The organism is Anoxybacillus tepidamans PS2, assembly GCF_000620165.1.
Taxonomy (GTDB): Bacteria; Bacillota; Bacilli; order Bacillales; family Anoxybacillaceae; genus Anoxybacteroides; species Anoxybacteroides tepidamans_A.
Genome location: NZ_JHVN01000009.1, coordinates 12,232 through 30,552, shown reverse-complemented (window position 1 = coordinate 30,552; position 18,321 = coordinate 12,232). Strand labels below are relative to the sequence as shown.

Below are 18,321 nucleotides of genomic sequence, written 5' to 3'. Positions count from 1 at the left end.
CGTTCCTTCTTTCTTTATTTTGTTTGGCAAATGCTCGAAAATACCGGTGCTCGTCCGATGGAGATATACGTAATATTCGCGTTTCTTGCCTCTTCAAGCGAATAGCAGTTGCGCCCGTCGAGAACAATGGGGCTATGCATGTGTTTGCGAAATTCAGAAAGCGGTGTTTGTTTAATTTCATCCCATTCCGTTACGATGAACGCTGCATCGGCGCCAGAAATGGCTTCGGTGATGGTGTCCGCGTATTGAACGGATGGCGGCAGCTGCTTTTTCGCGTTATCGGTCGCGACAGGGTCGTAAGCGACAACGGACGCCCCCTCGCCGATTAATTTTTTCGCCATGACGAGAGAAGCGGCCTCCCGCACGTCGTCTGTATTCGGCTTGAACGCCAAACCAAGAAGCGCTACTTTTTTGCCGCGTAGGTTTCCTACGTATTGCTTCGCCTTGTCGATTAAGATGGATTGCTGTTTGTTGTTGACTTTAATGACGGATTCTAATAATTCAAAATGGTGCTGTACGTTGCCGGCGATTTGCACAAGCGCTTTCGTGTCTTTCGGAAAGCAAGATCCGCCGTAGCCAATGCCCGCTTGCAAAAACTGCGGACCGATTCGTTTGTCGAGACCGATGCCGCAAGCGACATCATCGATATTCGCCCCGACTTTTTCGCATATGTTGGCAATTTCGTTAATAAAGCTAATTTTTGTCGCAAGAAACGCGTTGGATGCATATTTGATCATTTCAGCGCTTTCAATGTCTGTTTTCATAATTGGGATGCCGAGCGGTTCGTACAACCTAGCCACTACATCGGCCGCTTCTTCATCTTCCTTGCTTGCGCCAATGACGATTCGGTCGCCGTGAAACATGTCGTAAATCGCCGAGCCCTCGCGCAAAAATTCGGGATTCGATACGATGCTCGTCCGCAAAAACGGCGGCTTCAGCTGTTCAGCCATCCGGCGAATGCGTTCGTTCGTCCCTACAGGCACGGTGCTTTTTGTGACGATAATCACGTCTTTTTCGATATGGCGCACGATCGAGCGGACCGCGTTCTCTATGTACGTCAAATTCGCGGACCCGTCTTCGTTTTCCGGTGTGCCGACCGCAAGAAAAATCACATCCGCTTTTCCGTATGCTTCTTTCTCGTCCGCCGTAAAAGAAAGTCTCCCTTCCTTCATATTTTTTTCGATCAACTCTTCAAGCCCTGGCTCATAAATCGGCGAGCATCCCGCTTTTAAGAGCTCGATTTTCGTTTCATCTATATCAAAACATGAAACTGTATGTCCGATGTCCGCTAGACACGTTCCCGTCACAAGTCCTACGTACCCTGTTCCCGCCACTGCAATATTCACGGCTGTTCTCCTCTCCGTATAATCTGTTATGTCTATCTTACACTATTTTGCATTCTTCCGTCAGGCGTACAGCATTTCCATTTATTTATGGTCCGTGCCAAAAATTTTTATCACCGAGTTAGGGCACAATAGGTAAAAAAGAAGGAGAACGAATATGAGCGAACACCGCCAGCGAATGAGCCGCCGCATATGGATGATCGGAGGCATTACCGTCCTGCTTCTTTTCGGAGCAGCTGAAGGATATCGTTACTATATGTATCAGAGCATTCAAAAAACCGCCCAGCAAATCCATGAGCCGATCGAGCGCCCCGTTGTACAAAAACAACAGCGTCCAAAGCCGGCGGTTTTAAAAAAACAAACCCCGATTTCGTTTTTATTAATGGGGGTCGATGAACGAAAAGGCGATCGGGGGCGGGCGGACTCGCTGATCGTGTTAACGGTCAATCCCAATGAAAAATCGATTAAAATGGTCAGCATTCCGCGCGATACACGAACGGAGATCGTCGGGAAAGGAAAGCTAGATAAAATTAACCACTCCTACGCGTTTGGCGGGGCGGGGATGACGGTGGCTACCGTGGAAAAATATTTGGACATTCCGATCGATTATTACATTAAAGTGAATATGGAAAGCTTTAAAGACATCGTCGATGCGGTCGGGGGAGTGACCGTGAACAATCCGTTTGCCTTTACATATAACGGAACGAGGTTCGAAAAAGGAGCGATTACGTTAAACGGGGCAAAAGCGTTAAAATACGCGCGCATGCGCTATGACGACCCGCGCGGCGATTTCGGTCGCGAGGATCGGCAAAAACAAATCATTGAAGCGGTCATTCAAAAAGGGGAAAGCCTGTCTGCTTTCGTCCATTACGACGACTTGCTCGCGGCGGTCGCTAAAAATGTAAAAACCAACTTAACGCTGCAACAAATGAAGGAAATCCAGTCGCAATACAAAGAAGCGCACGAGCACGTTGAACAGCTTCATTTGAAAGGGCGCGGCACAAAAATCAACGGCATCTTCTATGTCGTGATCCCCGAAAAGGAGCGGCTCTCTGTATCGGACACGTTAAAAGCACATTTAGAAATGAAGCCAAAACGGACTGGCTCCTAAAGACAGCCAGTCCGCCTCCATTACCAATATCTTTTCGCTCCTAGGTAGCGTTTACTCCAATATGAGCTGTTAAATGTGCTAATCGTGACGCCAGTGGAGCTTCCGCTATGGAGAAATTGATTGTTGCCGATATAAATGCCCGCGTGGGAAGCGCCCGTCCCTTCCGTCTGGAAAAAGACGATATCGCCGACAGACGGAGTCGCAACGCTTGTCCCGCTGTTCCACATCGTCGCCACCGTGCGCGGGAGTGTAATGCCTTGCTGGCCAAAAAGATAGTAAATCAAACCGCTGCAGTCAAATCCTTCTTCCGGCGTCTCGCCACCCCATACATACGGCTTTCCTAATAACGGCGCGGCGTCAGCCACGAGCTCGATCGGGTCAAACTTCTTTGCTGGCGCTTGCGCAATCAGGCGTTGATACGTTTCAGCATCAACCGTTCCAGTCGCCTTTAGACTGACGCTTTGTTGGAATTTTTTCACCGCTTCGGCTGTAGTCGTCCCGTAGTAGCCGGTGATTTCCGGATATGTAAAATGCCCGAGCTGCTTGAGTTTCGTCTGCACCTCTTTCACTTTATCGCCGCTTGAACCAATCGTTAAGTAGATGGACGGAGGTGCCGAGACAGGCTGCGCCTTTTTAGTAAGAGCGGCTTGAAGCTTTGAAAGCGTCGTGTTGTCAGCGATGCCGGTCACAGGAAGCCCTGCTTGCTTCTGAAATTTTTTCACTGCGTCCGCTGTGACCGTTCCGTAGTAGCCGGTGATTTCCGGGTATGTAAAGTAGCCGAGCGTTTTTAATTGCTGCTGGAGCGTTTTGACTGTGTCGCCTTTTGTCCCCACTTTTAATGCTGTTTTTGCCGCAGTCTGTCCCACCTTTGGGGTAGCCGATGCCTTTTGAGTGCTGGATGTAGCTTTTAGTTTTGCATACGTTTTGTCGTCAACCACTCCGGTCACCGGAAGATGGACAGACGCTTGAAATTTTTTCACCGCTGTTTGCGTAATGGTGCCAAAATATCCCGTGGCAGTCGGATATGTAAAAAAACCTTTCGCTTTTAACAGCTGCTGTACTTCTTTAATTTGTGGATGGCTCATGCCCAGCTTCCACTCTGCCGCTTTTCCCGTTGCCGGTAACACAAACAGCGCTGAAGCAAAAGCCGACGTCACAATGACGTGTCTCGTCTTCCACCTCATTATTTCTCTCCCTCCTTTAGCCGTTCGCCATGTCGAAAAAAGGAATCCAATAGTTGGATTCTTTTTTTCGACTGGCGCTAGTTTTAGTATACCGAAACTTCCTTTTTCATTGGAAGATACTTTTGTTATAATTCTTGTATAAATGGGAGATAACATGATGAGAATGGGAGAATGTAGACGATTGGGAAAGGATGAACACGATTGCTGCAAACAAGTTTGTCCAAAGCGATGCTAGATGAAACAGCGCGCCGAATTCGAGAAGAACTTACCTTTCCCGCTTATGAAGACGCCTTGAAAAAAGGATTAAAGCTATACCGGGAAGGTTTCGTATATAACGCCATCTTAGTAGAAAAAGAGATTGTTCAAGCCAATGTGTTTGATGAAAAAGTGTATAAACCGGTCATCCATTTAACGGATCTTTCGCAAAGCCATTGTGAGTGCAGCACCTTTTTATGCCCGCACCTCTTGGCGCTCTTTTTTTATTTGTACGCCAATGTCAGCTCTGTCGGCGAACTCGTCCGCAAATGGAACACAAAACAGCCTTCCGTTCCGCCGAAGCTGGCGAAAGCGAGCGAAATCGCCCAGCGATCTGCTTCTGTCAGCGATTGGCACGAACAATTTCAAAGCGCCTATGAACAATTTTTAAGCCAATATCGCACGATCGACTATTGGTTTGCTCATCATTTGTGCGACCGTTTCTTCCCATCTTTGCTTGACAAGGCGCCTTACGCAACCGTAGAAAAACGGTTTTACCACCTTCACGCTGCATTATTTACGTTTTGTCGCCTTATAGAATATGGAGAGCACTTCGAGCGCCTTTCTTACCAGCGCTCTTATTGGGAGTCGGCCGTATCTGACTTTACCGGCATTATTCGCAACAAATGCGGCTCCTTGTTGAACACAGACATTTCGCCATCGTATTTGGCGCTTCTAGAAGACAGCTGCGAATACGCACGCGCCGCCTTATTTGCCGGTCAAGGGTTCACGGAAATGCGCGTCCGCGTGTATCAAATCGTCTGGAACGTCTTTGCTGCGAAAGGGCTGTCGATTGAACAGGAGCAAGAGAAGCTGCAAAAAGAAAAAGAGAATGATGCCGCTCGGTTTGAATGCTCGATCGCCTTAGCGCATCTCGCTTTTCTGCGCGGCTCTGATGAAGAAGTATTTGACCTTACAAAAAATATGGACGCACCAGACGTTCTTTATTATACGATGTTCTGGCTTCGCGAGTTAGGCCGCCTGGGCCAATGGATGCGCATGAAAGCCTGGTGGAGCCCGCTTATTGACGTAATAAATTCATTCCATGCTTTCTCTTATAACTACAAAATGCAAATGACACAAGAAATTCTTTATTTATTGGAGCAGTATACAGACGCTACCGGGGATTCAAGCGACTACGAACAATTTTTACAATTATTGCTGCCTTACAGCGCTTACGATTACAGCCATTTTCTGATATCGAGAAAGCAATATAAAAAATGGGTTGATTTGCATTTAATCGCCGGTGTCGAAATTGAAAACATTCACCGCTTATTTCTAACTGCGATTGAAAAGCACGACCGTTCGTTATTGCTGCCGCTCTATCACCAAGGCGTGCAAAAAATGATTCAAGCGAAAAATCGCCAGAGCTATAAACGGGCCGTGAAATATTTAAAGAAAATGCGTGCGTACTACCGCGCGTTAAAGCGCTACGATGTATGGCTCGAATATCGCGACAGGCTGCTTGAAGAAACAAAGCGTCTCCGCGCCTTCTACGAAGAACTGCAGAAAGGAAAGTTGCTTAATGATTAGGACATGTACCCTCTCATGCCGTTGGCTCGATGAAGAAAGCTCCTTTTTTCTTTATAGCGACTCCTCTTTACACATATGGAAGCCGATCGTGTTTTCGTGGCATGAGGAAAGCTTTTATGGGACGTTTTTGCCAAGCAGAAAAATCGGAGACGACGAAGGAGTTTTGTTATCCCCGTGGGAAGCGGTCACGCTTTTCGCTCTTTCGGCAGAAAATGAATTAGCACAGATTGAGTGGGATGAATCGACGTCCATTTGGCGCCAATGGGCCAAAACGATTGTTGATGACATTCACGAGCGCCGCTTGATGCCTGACTTCGCCGCTTGGAAACATGGAGCGTTCGGATGGAAACGAAAAGATGAAACAAACGAAGATCCATTTTTGACAAAATGGCGCTCTCTGGCGATGATGGATTGGATTCGGCGCGATCGCAATCTGCGGGAAACATGGGAAGAGATTGTTGACACCTATCCGCTGGTTATAAGCGAAGAACGGTACTGGATTGCTAATGAGGACGACTGGCTGTATGAGATCGGCTGGAGCGGCGATCGCCCGCCGTTTACAACTGCCTTGCGCTTAACCGAACCGGAGGAAGGCGCATCTAGTTGGACGTTGGAAACGACGCTGATTGCGGACGATACAAACGAAATGTTCATCTGGAAAAAAGATATGGCTTGGCCTGAACCGTGGCAAGCGTATGAACAGGCCGTACCGCGCGCCCATCGCCTTTGGCTGCGCATCGTTCCATGGCTGCGTGATGAGGATGGAGAGCTTTTATCTTCCTTAAACGACGATCAGGCATGGCGCTTTTTATCAGAAGCAAGCGAGCAGTTAATGGAAGCAGGAGCGCGCATCTTGCTCCCGTCTTGGTGGGAGTCGGTAAAACAGACGCGACTGATGCTGAAAGCGAAAGTGAAATCGAAAGCCAAATCCAATCAAGCGATGCTGGGGCTTGAAGCGCTCGTCGATTTCGACTGGAAGATTGCCACAAACAGCATCGAGCTGAGCGAAGAGGAGTTTGCGAGGCTCGTGGAGCAAAAACGGCGACTGATGAAAATTCGCGGACAATGGATCCACCTTGATCCTATGCTCATTCAGCGCATGCAATGGCTGATGAAAAAAGCGAAAGAAGAAGGATTGTCCATCCGCGATGTGCTGCAGCAAGCCTTTTTGCAGGAAGAAAACAGCCAGACGGCCGCAGAGGACGACGAATGGCAACATTTCAAAATCGATTTGGACCGCAGCTTTCAGACGCTCGTAAAACAATTGACCAATATCGATTGTATTCCGTCTGTTGCGATTCCCGCTTCGTTCAAAGGAACGCTGCGACCGTACCAGCAGCGTGGCGTCGATTGGCTTCTCTTTTTGCGCCGCTTCCGCCTTGGCGCCTGCTTAGCCGATGACATGGGGCTCGGAAAAACGGTACAAATGCTGGCCTATTTCACATACGTCAATGAGCAGGAGCGAACAAACCGGCCATTTTTGCTCATCTGTCCGACAAGCGTGCTCGGCAACTGGCAAAAGGAATGCGAGCGATTCGCTCCCCATTTAAAAATCTACGTTCATCACGGCGCCAACCGCGCCAAAGGAGAACAGTTCGCCAAAGCGGCAAACGAAGCCGATCTCGTTCTTACCACCTACAGCTTAGCTCATTTAGATTGCGAGGAACTTTCCTCTGTTCAGTGGGATACGATTTGCCTAGACGAAGCGCAAAATATTAAAAACGCCGATACAAAACAGGCGCGCGCCATCCGCAAATTCAACGGCGGGCATAAAATCGCCCTTTCCGGCACACCGATGGAAAACCGCTTAAGCGAACTTTGGAGCATTTTCCATTTTATCAATCCCGGCTACTTAGGAAGCCAGGCGCAGTTCCAACGCCGCTTTGCTGCGCCGATCGAAAAAGAGCGCGACGTGGAAAAAGTGGCGATGCTGCAAAAGCTGATTCGCCCGTTTTTACTGCGGCGAACGAAAACGGACGAAGCGATCGCCCTCGATTTGCCGGACAAACTCGAACAAAAAGAATATTGCCCATTGACCGCCGAGCAAGCGTCATTGTATGAAGAGCTTGTCCAACAGACGCTGTCTCGCATCGAAAAAGCGGATGGCTTCGAACGGCGCGGCATGATTTTGCAAATGCTAGGCCGCCTCAAGCAACTGTGCAATCATCCGGCGCTTTATTTGAAGGAGGAAAATCCAGCCGACATTTTAGCGCGGTCTCATAAATTAGAGAAACTGCTCGAGCTGGTAGAACAAATTCGGACAAACGGGGAAAGCTGCTTAATTTTTACGCAATATATTGAAATGGGCAACATGATTCAACAGCTGCTTGCTTCCCATCTCGATGAACGAGTTGCCTTTTTAAACGGCAGCGTCCCGAAAACAGAGCGCGACCGAATGGTGGAACAATTCCAGTCCGGTGCGTTTCATGTGTTCATTTTATCTTTAAAAGCCGGGGGAATCGGATTGAACTTAACAGCCGCTAACCACGTCATTCATTTCGACCGCTGGTGGAACCCGGCTGTTGAAAACCAAGCGACAGATCGCGCCTATCGCATCGGCCAAAACCGGTTTGTCCACGTGCACAAACTCATTGCCGTCGGAACACTAGAAGAAAAAATTGACGAAATGATCGAACGAAAGCAATCACTGAATGAAGAAATTATTCAAAGCGAAGCGTGGATTACCGAACTGTCCAACGATGAACTGCGCGAGTTGCTCGTTCTGCCGACAATGAATCATAAAGGAGCGTCATGATGAAGAAACAAACGAAACCAAAACAGCAAGAAACAAAAAAACAAACAGCTTGGGAGAAACTATGTGAACAAATGGCGCAAAAAATCACTGAAAGCAAAGAGCGCCGCCGCTAACATGAAATGGGATATCCCGCTTGTATCGGGGTATCCTTTTTCTTTCGGACGAACCGGCAATGCATATACGAGGCTGCTAGCGCTTCTGCTTCGCTCGAAACATCGAAAAATAAGCGACCTGATTATTTTGGCAAATATAAATCGATTGCAGGATATGATAAATGAGCTGCCTTTCGATGGCCAGGAGTTCGTTTGTATAGAGGAGTTTATATTTTTGTTGAAGGTCGTTCCATTCATAAGAGGTTACCACAATCGCACGTTTCTTTAAATCAAGCTTCACGGAAAACATATAGCGTTGATTGACAGATTTAAATAAAAAATACAGCCGCGCATGCTCTTGACATTGAACCGTTCGAAATCGAACTTCCCCGTCCATGGCTGCAAATGTCTCCTTTTCTTGTTTTAAAAAGCGAAGCGAATCGGCGAAGTTCGTCGGTGCAATCGTAGCCAAACGCAAAGATAGCGGGCTTTTAATCTCTTTAATAAACACTCGACATGTATGTAAGGAACGTTGTTTTGCTTTTCGTTCACTTACGATTAAATCGGCTAGATAAATATTCACACATACCCTCCTCTATGAGTAAATATTTATCATTTATTGATTATTTTAACAACAGGCGATTTCCTACAAAAGTTCCCCGACTCCCCATTTTTGTTCCTTTTATGAACTTTTACAATTTTGTTCTTAAAAAGAACCATTTCTTTCGCCACTATTCCTTATCTTAAATGTACCGTCATTTTCATAGAGTTGTGGTGAACCATATGACAAAGCTTGCCGATCATCTGAAATATTTACGAAAACAGCGAAATTGGACGCAAGAGGATGTCGCCCAATACCTGAATATATCACGCTCACAAATTAGCAAATGGGAAAACGGGGAAATGTTTCCCGATTTACAGTCGCTGGCGAAATTAAGCGACCTTTACAATGTCAGCATCGATTTTTTAGTAGGAAGACAAACGAATAAACAACAATTGCTGCGGGAGGTAAACCGCATTTATCAAACGGATGGAATCGACGAAAAAATGCTTGACATTATTGATTATTTAAAGCAAAATCCACACATTGAACAAGCGATCTACTCGCTCGCGCAGCTTCCCGCAAAAAAACGAAAACATATCGAATCAGCTGTTGTCTCTGTCATCAAAGAATTTTTACGAGCTACCGAATGAGCCGAAGGAAAGAAAAACGCCAACCGCATGCGGCTGGCCATCGTTTGAGGGGACAAAGAGAGGAAACAATACCTGAACGGCTGATATTTTCTATGGGGGCAACCATCCTCTATCTTTAGGGGGAACTTTGAGGGGGAAAAAAGAAGAAAGAATTTTTATTGTTGGACGAGCAAGGTGTTTGTTTTTCCGCCCATGAATCGGACCGATTCGGCCACTACTTCTGTGACATACACTCGTTTTCCGTCTTGATTTTCATAGTTTCTCGTTTGGATTCGGCCCATCACGCCAATAATAGAACCTTTGCGGCAATAGTTGACGGTATTTTCAGCCACTTTTCGCCAAAGAGTGCAATGAACAAAATCCGTGTCTACCTCTCCTTCTGCGTTGCGGAAATTTCGGCTCACCGCCAGCGTCACATTCGCTACAGCCGATCCATCGGCTGTATAGCGCAGCTCCGGATCCTTCGTTAAGCGTCCGACAAGCACCACTTGGTTAATCATTTGATCCCTCCCTTCCTTTTGATGTGCTGCATCTTTATCATAAGCAACGGTCCATCCCCTTGTAAAATGACGATTTTTGAATTTTCCGACTCCCGATTAGACAAAAAACCGCATATCTCGATGACAATCGCAAAAAGAAAACAGGAAAATTCAATTTTCGCATGTTCCTGCAATTTTTTATGCAAACCACTCGAAAATTTGTCCATATGAACCTCCCCCACCTCCATTTCATTTAGAGGTGGGAGTTTCTTACTACTCGATCGAAGAAGCTTCAACGCAGAAGAAGGCGGGCTTCTCCTGCTCGACGTTTGCATCGGAAGCCTTCTCGATCGATTCGGTAAGCAACATCGGCGTATCACCGATGGGGCGGTCCCACCCATCTACTACTTCTTGCTTAGGCAATCCGTAGATACGTGAGCGTCGTTGGCTTATCCCAAGGAACGATGCGTTGATAGAGCGCCTTGCTCAAAATGTTGCGGGCGCCGTGGATGTCCCGATGGGCTTCATACCCACAAGAACAAGCAAAGATTCGGGTTGAACTTTTTCTTCTTTTTTGGCAGACAGGACATGTCTGACTGGTATAGGACTCATCGACTTCCTTCAAGCGAATGCCTTGTTGAGCTAGTTTGTAAGCGAGATATTGCTTCACTTTTCCGAACGACCAATTGGAGAGTTTTTGCGCTTGTTTTCGGTGGACTTTCTTTTTCTTTCTCGTGTGTCGCTGAATTCCTTCGACGTTTCCGATGTACACATCCGACACGAATTGCGCAAGGCACCAATCGACGAATGGCTTGGTCGTTTTATGAAGCGCGTCCCGCAGTTGTCGTTCGGATTTGGATAAGAGGTATCGTTTGGCTCGTTCGTACTTCTTCCATCGGCGAGAGCCTTTTTGACATTTGGATTGTCGTCGTTGAATGTTAGCGAGTTTCTTGTTTCGCAGCCGATGAAGCGAGCGCACCTTTCTCCCTGTAATCAGGAGGGCTTGGCCGTTTTCACAAAAGGCGCCGATCGTATGGATTTCACCGAGATCCACACCGACGGAACGACCCGGTTGATACGCTTTCGCTTCCTGACCGTCGTCGTAGGTGATGGCTAAATACCAACCGTGGTCATAACAACATTCGATTTCCTTGATCGTTCCTTTCGGCAAGTGGGAGACATGGACGAGGATCGGTTCTTCTCGTGTTCCTTGATGGATGCCCATCGATAACGCAATGGTTCCATTCTCATAAATTTTGAACCCATCTTTCGCCCATTTGGTATTGAAAAATTTCTTTTGTTTGTATGGATAGCGGGTATGGCGAAGTCCTTTTTGAATGGCGGCTTGTGCCGATTGTCGTGCGAAGAAGTACTTGTGGCAAACGGCTTGGATCGACTGGCTGTGAAGATGGAAGCGGCCTTTTGTTTGCTTTTGCAGCTCGCTTTTTGAGATGCGGCGGCCATGCTGAAGAAAATGGTCTTTAGCGAGCCGGAGGCACTCATTCCAAACGCGGGCGGACTCTCGGTTGCAGGCCCAAAGCCGCTCGAGATCCCTTTTTGATGCACGAAAGGCGACTTTTTGACCGCGGAGCATCGTGATTCCTCCTTTTCTCTGCGTTTTGGCTAAGACGATTATAGCACATATGTTCTGTTTAGAAAAGCAAAAACGCCCGATTCATCTCCCACCTACATCTCATTTAGAGGTGGGAGACTTCTCGGTGAATGTATTAAAGGGGTTCGTATGAGTAAAATGTTTGTGGGAGGAAGCTAAATCCCCTTCCATCTGTTTCAAGGGGAGGTTTCCTTGAAAAGAAGAGGATGAGCAAAATAAATGCACAAAGGACTCTCTTCCTGTATGGTGATAAGTGCGACCAAATCACACAGGAGGTCAGAGAGTCCTATGCAACAGTTTATCACAGGTGGGCAAACATTAAAAGAGCTAGAAATGGAATTGTTTTTGATGTTGCAAAAAACGTATGGGGAAATGTTTCAACAGGTATTGGAATGGCTGGATGAAGAGATCGCTAAGCAACGAGATAAAAAACGCTATTACCTAAAAGATAAACGAACGGTACGCATCCAGACGCTCTTTGGGGAGGTGGAGATCCGACGCAATTACTATTTGGATCGAGAAAAAGGCGCGTATACGTGTTTGTTAGATCATGTTCTCGGCTTCGATGGAGCGAAGGGGCTGAGTCCATTATTGGAGGAAACAGCGATCGAATGAGCCGTTACCGGTCCTTCTTATCGCCAAGCCGCCGAAGCGTTAGAGAAGATGGTAGGCTATGCGATGATGAGCCATGAGACGATTCGGCAGATGGTAGTACAGGCGACGGTGGATAGGCATCGTCCGATGGAAAGGGGGCGACAGGTGTGGTTCTTGGAGGCGGACGGACTATATGTGAAACGGCAGCGAAGTCGCCGAAGAGGGAAGGAAGAAAAAATTTTGGCGGTGCACCAAGGATGGAAAGCAAACGGGGATCCTTGGTTGGAAAACGGCACTATGTACACCCAACAAAAGAGCCGGTATGGGAAGGATTAGAACGGTTTTTGATCAAGGAATACGGCTATGACCCAACGAGGGAGTGGGTGGTGATCAATGGAGATGGAGCTGCGTGGATTACGGCTTGTCGGGAATATTTCGGGAAGCGAGCGTTTTTCCAGCTAGATCGGTTCCACGTAGCGCGAGAGATTCGCGAATGCTTAAAAGAACACCCACGGTACCGGACGATTCGGAAAAAGCTGGCCTTGTTCGATGAAAACGGGTTATTAACCGAACTGCATAGTGCGGTAGGCACCCTAGGGGATGAGAAGAAAGAAAAGCAATTGGAGGGATGGATTCAACGGATCGAATCGATGCCAGGATGCTTGAATAATTACCGTCAATGGCTGCGGGAGAAAGGCATAGATATGACAGGAATGCGCCCATGGGAAGTGCAAAGGGAACGATGCACGTCTTTGCGAAGCGAGTAAAAAATGGACGGAGTTGGTGTGACGAAGGCATTCGAGCGTTTTTAAACGTGATGGTAGCCGTGAAAGACGGGTTAACGATTCAGACATGGAAAGGAGAGGTGCTTTCGCAAGAGGAGGAAAGAGAAAGGGAACGAGAAACGATCGTGAAAAAGGCGATCAAGCATGTAGGAACCAAGGTAGCGGAGTTGGTGCGAGGGAATATCCGCTATTTACATCATTCGTCAGGAACGCCTATTTACCAAGCATTAAAAGCATTGAAAGGGTTTTAAAAAAGCGAAAAAGGCACAGGCAAGCAGGATGAGAGGATTAGAAAACGCTTACATAAATCAAATTATTTAAACTATATAAATTGAATTTTTGTCTTACATCCTGATTTTTTGTGAACATGCAAGGTGAATCGCTTTATTGTAAACCAACTTTAGAAACAGGCTTGCGGAAATTCTTTATTGCAACTTATATAAATATATCCATTGAATTAAAATATCAAAAAAATCTCCCACAAACTCTTGACTCAATCAAGGGGCTCCGCCCATTTTTCTTTTGCTATATCGTTATGTTATAATTTTTTGTAAGACAACGTTGACGAGGTGATAAGATGAAGACCTTCAAGCTTGTGGGGCTCCAAGTCATTCGCGATGAGCGAAATCGGCAGGAAATTCCGCTCATTGACGGGCTTGTTATTAATAAAGAAGACGAGAAAAGACGCTGGCTGGTCGAAGCATACATCGATAAGCAGCACGAGCCGCTATTTGCCGAACTGCAAAATAATCACCATGAAATCCGCCTCCAAGTGACGATTTCTAATATTAACAATGACCCGGCCAACATGGTTGCGACCGTTCGTTCCATCACGCTGATGAACGAGCATATTAGCGTGCTTATGGAAGGAATGCTTCTTCGCAACAGAACCGATTTGGCGGAAGTTGTGCTTGCGGGGCTTGTAGAAAAAGGCTTGCAAGGTGAAGCGTTGCTAAAAGAATTTAAGCATGAACTTTATGAACGCCGCGGCGCGGAGGAACGGGAACCGGTAAAAGCGAATCACACAACAAAGGGCTAGTATGAACTAGCCCTTTTCTCTTTCTTATATTCGTTGTCGAGGCCGAACGAGTTCGGCAATGAGCACATACCTTTGCTTCGCATTACCAATAAAATCAAACGGATAGCACGTTGTCACCGTCAGCGTCGGGCGCGGTTTTTCCACCAGCACGGTGCGATCGTCCTCGCCGACGATGCGCACCTTTTTGATCCGATACACAAATTCCCCTCTAGCCGTTCGTACAATCAGCTGATCGTGTACACCCACGCCTTTCAGGCGACGAAATACCGTATCACGGTGGCCCGACAGCACCACATTCCCGTTTTTTCCAGGCAAAGCGCTTTTCGGATAATGGCCGACCCCCTTGCGCAGTTCCGCTTCATCGACCCCTTCGTAAATCGGCAATGAAAGGTTCAGCTTCGGAATGAACAATGCACCGATTCGTTCGCCGTTTTTCGGCCGGACGGCTTTCTCCTTTCGAGAAGCGGAAACGTGGAGGGCGCTTTGTTTATTTAACGGCTGGGCGGCGCGATAGCCTTGCCAATACGCATATCCGCTCCATGTTGCAATGGCTATTCCTGCTATCATGCAAGCTAGCGAAAAATATGTTACATATCTCGCCTTGACCTGCTTCACTCCGCTGTTCTCTCCCGTTTTCGCCAATAAAGAATGGCTCCAAAGAGCGTAAGCGCCACTCCCATTAGCATATAAGACAAATATGGAGAAGCGGTGTTCGGCATTTTATCGCCTTGCATTTTTTCTTTCATCTCTCCGCCGATTTCCCCAGCGTGAACGAAGCTTTCACCGGCGCGGACAATATAGCCGGATTTGAGCATCTCCTCCGACAGCTGCATATCGGCTAGCAAATCGCCTTGCAAGTTGTACATTTCAATTAATAAATCACGCCCGCCCAACGTCTCCATGTGAAGCAGGTTTCGATACGGTACTTCCTGCTTTTGTCCATTTTTCACTAAATAAAACTTCGGTTTAATCTCAAGCGCCGAAAGCAAATCTTCCCAAACCGACAGCAACTCATCCTGCTGCTGTTTTGTCAGCTCGGTTGGATCTTCTACGCGGAGAAACGGCTCGATCCGCTTGTCCAATCCTGCTAATTTCTCTGTCAACGCTGCTTCATTCAGCGACATAATATGCTCAAACAGGCGGTTGGCCTCTTGCTCTGTAAACCCGATCGCTGAAAGCATGTCGTTGACTTGCTGCATTTCTTGATTGTGATGCAAATAAAAATTGACCGCTGTGTCTAGATCTTCAATAAACGTATAATCTTGCAGCGTTTCGCCGAACTGGCCGAGCAGTGCTTCTAGCTCTTCCTTTGTTAATTGATGGCGCGTAAGCAACTCATTTAAATTTTCTTCCGTAATCGGCGCGCCAAGCCATTGTTTCAGCTCATCCAATGTTGCAAAATCCGCCAGCTTCATATCATAATCAGCTAAATATTGCTGCAAATCGTTCATCGTCCAACCAAAGCTGCTAATGTATTGCTGCACTTGTTCCTCATTCAACTGGGCTGCCGCGGGTTGTCCGAAGCTCACCATAACCGTCCAAAAACAAAAAGCAGCTGCCAAGAAAAGTTGTTTCAATCGCCCTTCCTCCTTATCCAAAAGTTCAATGCAATAGTATTATTTTCCAAAATAAGCGTTCTTATGTATGCAATAGCATGAAATCTGGATTTCACAAACTTTTATAGTAGAGCCTTTAGGCCTCTATATAAAAAAATCCACCTCTTTTTAGAGGTGGATTGAGAATAGACCTACTCTTTTTGGGCATATGCCGGGGCAAAATATGCTTCATATAGGGCGCGCACTGCCCGGTTCACTGCTTCTTCTTTTACACCGAACATCATGCTGACTTCAGATGAGCCCTGGTTGATCATTTCAATATTAATTTTTTCTTTCGCAAACGCCGCCGTCGCTTTCGCCGCAACCCCGATAGCGCGCTCCATTCCCTCGCCAACGACCATAATTAACGCCAAGCCATATTCAATATGAATATCATCGACCTGCAGCTCTGTTTGAATGCGGTCGATAATGCGCTGCTCTTTCTCCCCTTCAAGCTGGTTCGCCCGCAAAATGACCGACATGTTATCGATTCCTGACGGCGCGTGTTCATACGAAATTCCTTCATCCTCTAGAATTCCGAGAAGCTTGCGCCCAAACCCGATTTCGCGGTTCATTAAATATTTGCTGACGTTAATGCTGCAAAATCCGGTATCGCTGGCGATGCCGGCCACCGGCTCGTTTCCATGATCGCGCTTCGCAACGATCCACGTTCCCGGCGCATCCGGGTTGTTCGTGTTTTTGACGCATACCGGAATTCCGGCTTTATACACCGGTTCTAACGCTTCATCGTGAAACACGGAAAAGCCGGAATACGAAAGCTCCCGCATTTCACGATATGTAATCTCTTTAAGCTGCCGCGGATGATTAACGAGCGTCGGGTTCACGCAGTAAATCGAATCGACGTCCGTAAAGTTTTCATACACGTCTGCGCCGACCCCTGCCGCCACAATCGATCCTGTAATATCGGATCCGCCGCGCGGGAATGTTACGATATGTCCCGTTAGCGAATATCCGAAAAATCCGGGGATCACTAAAATACCGGAGCGATTTCGAAGCTGCTTCAATTTTTCATACGATTCTTGCAAAATTTGTGCATTGCCCGGTTCATCCGTCACGAAAATGCCAGCTTCGCGCGGGCTGACATAATGCGCATCCAGTCCAAGACTTCGCAAATAAAAAGCCATTAATCTCGCATTATGATCCTCCCCGCTCGCTTTGAGCGCATCCATCAGACGATCATGGGAGGAAGAGTAGGTTGCGATTTTTTGCCGCAAATCAGCTTTCAGCTGCTCCAACATTTCCGCTGCATATAATTCCAATCCATTGGCAATATCAGCATACCGAGCGGCGATTGCTTCGATGATTGTCTCGTATGCCTCTCCGTTTATCACAGCTTCACCTAGTTGAATTAACAAGTCCGTTACTTTTATATCCTCTTTATGCCGCTTTCCCGGAGCCGATACAACAATCATCCGGCGTTCTTCGTCCGACTGTACGATCCGTGCAACTTTGCGAAACTGCTCAGCGCTCGCTACAGAACTTCCCCCGAACTTTGCTACTTTCATTTTCCATAACCCTTCCTTTTTGAGAATGATTTATATTTTGTTATCATACCACATTTTTTTAGGAAGGCGAGCATTAATTTCTGATAATTCGATTATTTTTGTTGCACGTTCCCAGCCCTCACATTGGCGATGCCTTCTTTGCAGACGCCGTACTGAAGCCATGAGCATTTAGCGCATAAATAATCCAAGTCGTCTGGGCGCACTTTTCTCGCCGTCAGCTTTAACAATTCCGATTTTAAATAGATTTCATTTTCTTCTAGACCTAAGTGTTCCAACACTCTCCGGTCCATCGACACAACGTGTTCATTGGAATTTGGATCCGCTTGGCACGTCGATTCCCCGTGATGCGGACAAGTGAAACACGCCTCATCAAGCGCAACAACGACTTGAATCGGAAAGTCTTTCTCCTCATTGCGAACATCTTTCACAATTTCCCACATTTTCTCGACAAACGACGGACTGTACCCCATGCCGCGAAACCCGTGTATACATAATAAGTGGTGTCCCCTTAACCGCAATGGCTTCACATCTTTTTCTCCTCTCGCAATCTTTTATTTTCATTATACGCTGAAAAACTGCCTCGATGTACGAGACAGTTTTTAGAAAAGCCGCCATAACGGAAATTTTTGTTCAATGACTTTATAAATGCCGCAACGCGTTTCCATTGTGTAATAAAGCAACGTCGTTTTCGCCCGCCGCGCCTCGAGCGTATCTCGATGAACATCAATCATCAGGGAATTGCCGTTTGCGAGAATCACTTTCGCTTTCTTTTGTTTATACGGTTCAATATAGTGAATGTGGCGCAAAGCAAGCCAAAAGCATTTATCGCTTTCTGGGGAGCAAGTTGGTATCATGTATAATCGTAAAGAATCACAAACACAAATCGGAACCATTTGCTTGAGGCCGAGAATGAGCTTTGCTGCCTCCAATCTTCCCTCGTACCCGCAGCCGTAATACGTGCAACTATGCTCTATGATGTTTAGCGGTGATGCTTCCACCGTGTATGTGGCATTCGTTTCATGAACGATAGTGCATAATTGCCCTCTCTTGTTGTACACTGGTTCAAGCGCTTGCGTCTCTTCCTTGATTTCATAATATCTTTGCATCCCAATTCCCCCTCATTCACTATTTTCCCCTCAAACTTTTAGCACGTATGTTCGGTGCTAAATAAAAATATTTCTTCGGCGAATGACGGTCACCTCCTTCGTTTCTTTGCGATTAGAA

General features: G+C 46.9%; 16 protein-coding genes and 1 pseudogene. 6 read left to right on the top strand and 11 right to left on the bottom strand.

The features are described 5' to 3' along the window. Nucleotides 1-14 precede the first annotated feature (14 nt). Nucleotides 15-1,346, bottom strand: a complete 1,332-nt coding sequence (locus tag N667_RS0108850) for a UDP-glucose dehydrogenase family protein (RefSeq protein ID WP_027409238.1) — start codon at nt 1,344-1,346, stop codon at nt 15-17. 154 nt (nt 1,347-1,500) lie between these two features. Between N667_RS0108850 and N667_RS0108845 the strand changes: the two genes are divergently transcribed. Further along, a complete protein-coding gene (locus N667_RS0108845; RefSeq protein ID WP_027409237.1) occupies nt 1,501-2,454 on the top strand; it encodes a LytR family transcriptional regulator in 954 nt (317 codons plus the stop codon). A gap of 20 nt (nt 2,455-2,474) precedes the next feature. Here N667_RS0108845 and N667_RS0108840 read toward each other — a convergent pair whose 3' ends face one another. After that, on the bottom strand, nt 2,475-3,638 hold the full coding sequence (locus N667_RS0108840) for a peptidoglycan-binding protein (protein ID WP_027409236.1): 1,164 nt from the start codon (nt 3,636-3,638) through the stop codon (nt 2,475-2,477). A gap of 201 nt (nt 3,639-3,839) precedes the next feature. On the opposite strand from N667_RS0108840, the gene N667_RS0108835 reads away from it, so the two are divergent. Further along, nucleotides 3,840-5,426, top strand: a complete 1,587-nt coding sequence (locus N667_RS0108835) for a hypothetical protein (protein WP_027409235.1) — start codon at nt 3,840-3,842, stop codon at nt 5,424-5,426. Beyond that, nucleotides 5,419-8,181, top strand: a complete 2,763-nt coding sequence (locus tag N667_RS0108830) for a DEAD/DEAH box helicase (protein WP_027409234.1) — start codon at nt 5,419-5,421, stop codon at nt 8,179-8,181. The genes N667_RS0108835 and N667_RS0108830 overlap by 8 nt, the downstream gene beginning before the upstream one ends. Before the next feature lie 189 nt (nt 8,182-8,370). On the opposite strand, the gene N667_RS0108820 is transcribed toward N667_RS0108830, so the two are convergent. Beyond that, the gene (locus N667_RS0108820) at nt 8,371-8,856 is read right to left on the bottom strand and encodes a hypothetical protein (RefSeq protein WP_027409233.1); all 486 of its coding nucleotides are present in this window, start codon (nt 8,854-8,856) and stop codon (nt 8,371-8,373) included. A 200-nt stretch (nt 8,857-9,056) separates the two neighbouring features. Here N667_RS0108820 and N667_RS0108815 point away from each other — a divergent pair, with 200 nt between their 5' ends. Beyond that, nucleotides 9,057-9,467, top strand: a complete 411-nt coding sequence (locus N667_RS0108815) for a helix-turn-helix domain-containing protein (protein WP_027409232.1) — start codon at nt 9,057-9,059, stop codon at nt 9,465-9,467. Nucleotides 9,468-9,622: 155 nt separating this feature from the next. Here N667_RS0108815 and ssb read toward each other — a convergent pair whose 3' ends face one another. The 3 genes from ssb to N667_RS0108800 all read right to left on the bottom strand — a co-directional run bounded on the left by ssb (nt 9,623) and on the right by N667_RS0108800 (nt 11,540). After that, complete coding sequence (gene ssb, locus N667_RS0108810) at nt 9,623-9,967, bottom strand: single-stranded DNA-binding protein (RefSeq protein ID WP_027409231.1); 345 nt, start codon at nt 9,965-9,967, stop codon at nt 9,623-9,625. Continuing rightward, on the bottom strand, nt 9,964-10,173 hold the full coding sequence (locus N667_RS0108805) for a hypothetical protein (RefSeq protein WP_027409230.1): 210 nt from the start codon (nt 10,171-10,173) through the stop codon (nt 9,964-9,966). The genes ssb and N667_RS0108805 overlap by 4 nt, the downstream gene beginning before the upstream one ends. A gap of 188 nt (nt 10,174-10,361) precedes the next feature. Continuing rightward, nucleotides 10,362-11,540 (bottom strand): RNA-guided endonuclease InsQ/TnpB family protein, encoded by a 1,179-nt coding sequence (locus tag N667_RS0108800; protein ID WP_027409229.1) that lies wholly within the window; start codon nt 11,538-11,540, stop codon nt 10,362-10,364. A gap of 237 nt (nt 11,541-11,777) precedes the next feature. Between N667_RS0108800 and N667_RS18465 the strand changes: the two are divergent. Together N667_RS18465 and N667_RS0108780 are read left to right on the top strand one after the other, a co-directional pair. Further along, nucleotides 11,778-13,188 (top strand): annotated as a pseudogene (locus N667_RS18465) (ISLre2 family transposase). 326 nt (nt 13,189-13,514) lie between these two features. After that, on the top strand, nt 13,515-13,976 hold the full coding sequence (locus N667_RS0108780) for a YwpF-like family protein (RefSeq protein ID WP_027409225.1): 462 nt from the start codon (nt 13,515-13,517) through the stop codon (nt 13,974-13,976). Nucleotides 13,977-14,000: 24 nt separating this feature from the next. On the opposite strand, the gene N667_RS0108775 is transcribed toward N667_RS0108780, so the two are convergent. From N667_RS0108775 to N667_RS18460, 5 genes are all read right to left on the bottom strand, one after another. Further along, complete coding sequence (locus N667_RS0108775) at nt 14,001-14,543, bottom strand: class D sortase (RefSeq protein WP_051530008.1); 543 nt, start codon at nt 14,541-14,543, stop codon at nt 14,001-14,003. A 44-nt stretch (nt 14,544-14,587) separates the two neighbouring features. Continuing rightward, on the bottom strand, nt 14,588-15,553 hold the full coding sequence (locus N667_RS0108770) for a processed acidic surface protein (protein ID WP_051529999.1): 966 nt from the start codon (nt 15,551-15,553) through the stop codon (nt 14,588-14,590). Nucleotides 15,554-15,723: 170 nt separating this feature from the next. Beyond that, nucleotides 15,724-17,097 carry an aspartate kinase gene (locus N667_RS0108765; RefSeq protein WP_027409222.1) on the bottom strand — a complete coding sequence of 458 codons (1,374 nt, stop codon included), beginning with the start codon at nt 17,095-17,097 and terminating at the stop codon, nt 15,724-15,726. A 92-nt stretch (nt 17,098-17,189) separates the two neighbouring features. Beyond that, nucleotides 17,190-17,624 carry a DUF1284 domain-containing protein gene (locus N667_RS0108760; RefSeq protein WP_027409221.1) on the bottom strand — a complete coding sequence of 145 codons (435 nt, stop codon included), beginning with the start codon at nt 17,622-17,624 and terminating at the stop codon, nt 17,190-17,192. Between the two features lie 72 nt (nt 17,625-17,696). Further along, nucleotides 17,697-18,203 (bottom strand): competence protein ComK, encoded by a 507-nt coding sequence (locus N667_RS18460; RefSeq protein ID WP_051529998.1) that lies wholly within the window; start codon nt 18,201-18,203, stop codon nt 17,697-17,699. Nucleotides 18,204-18,321 lie beyond the last annotated feature (118 nt).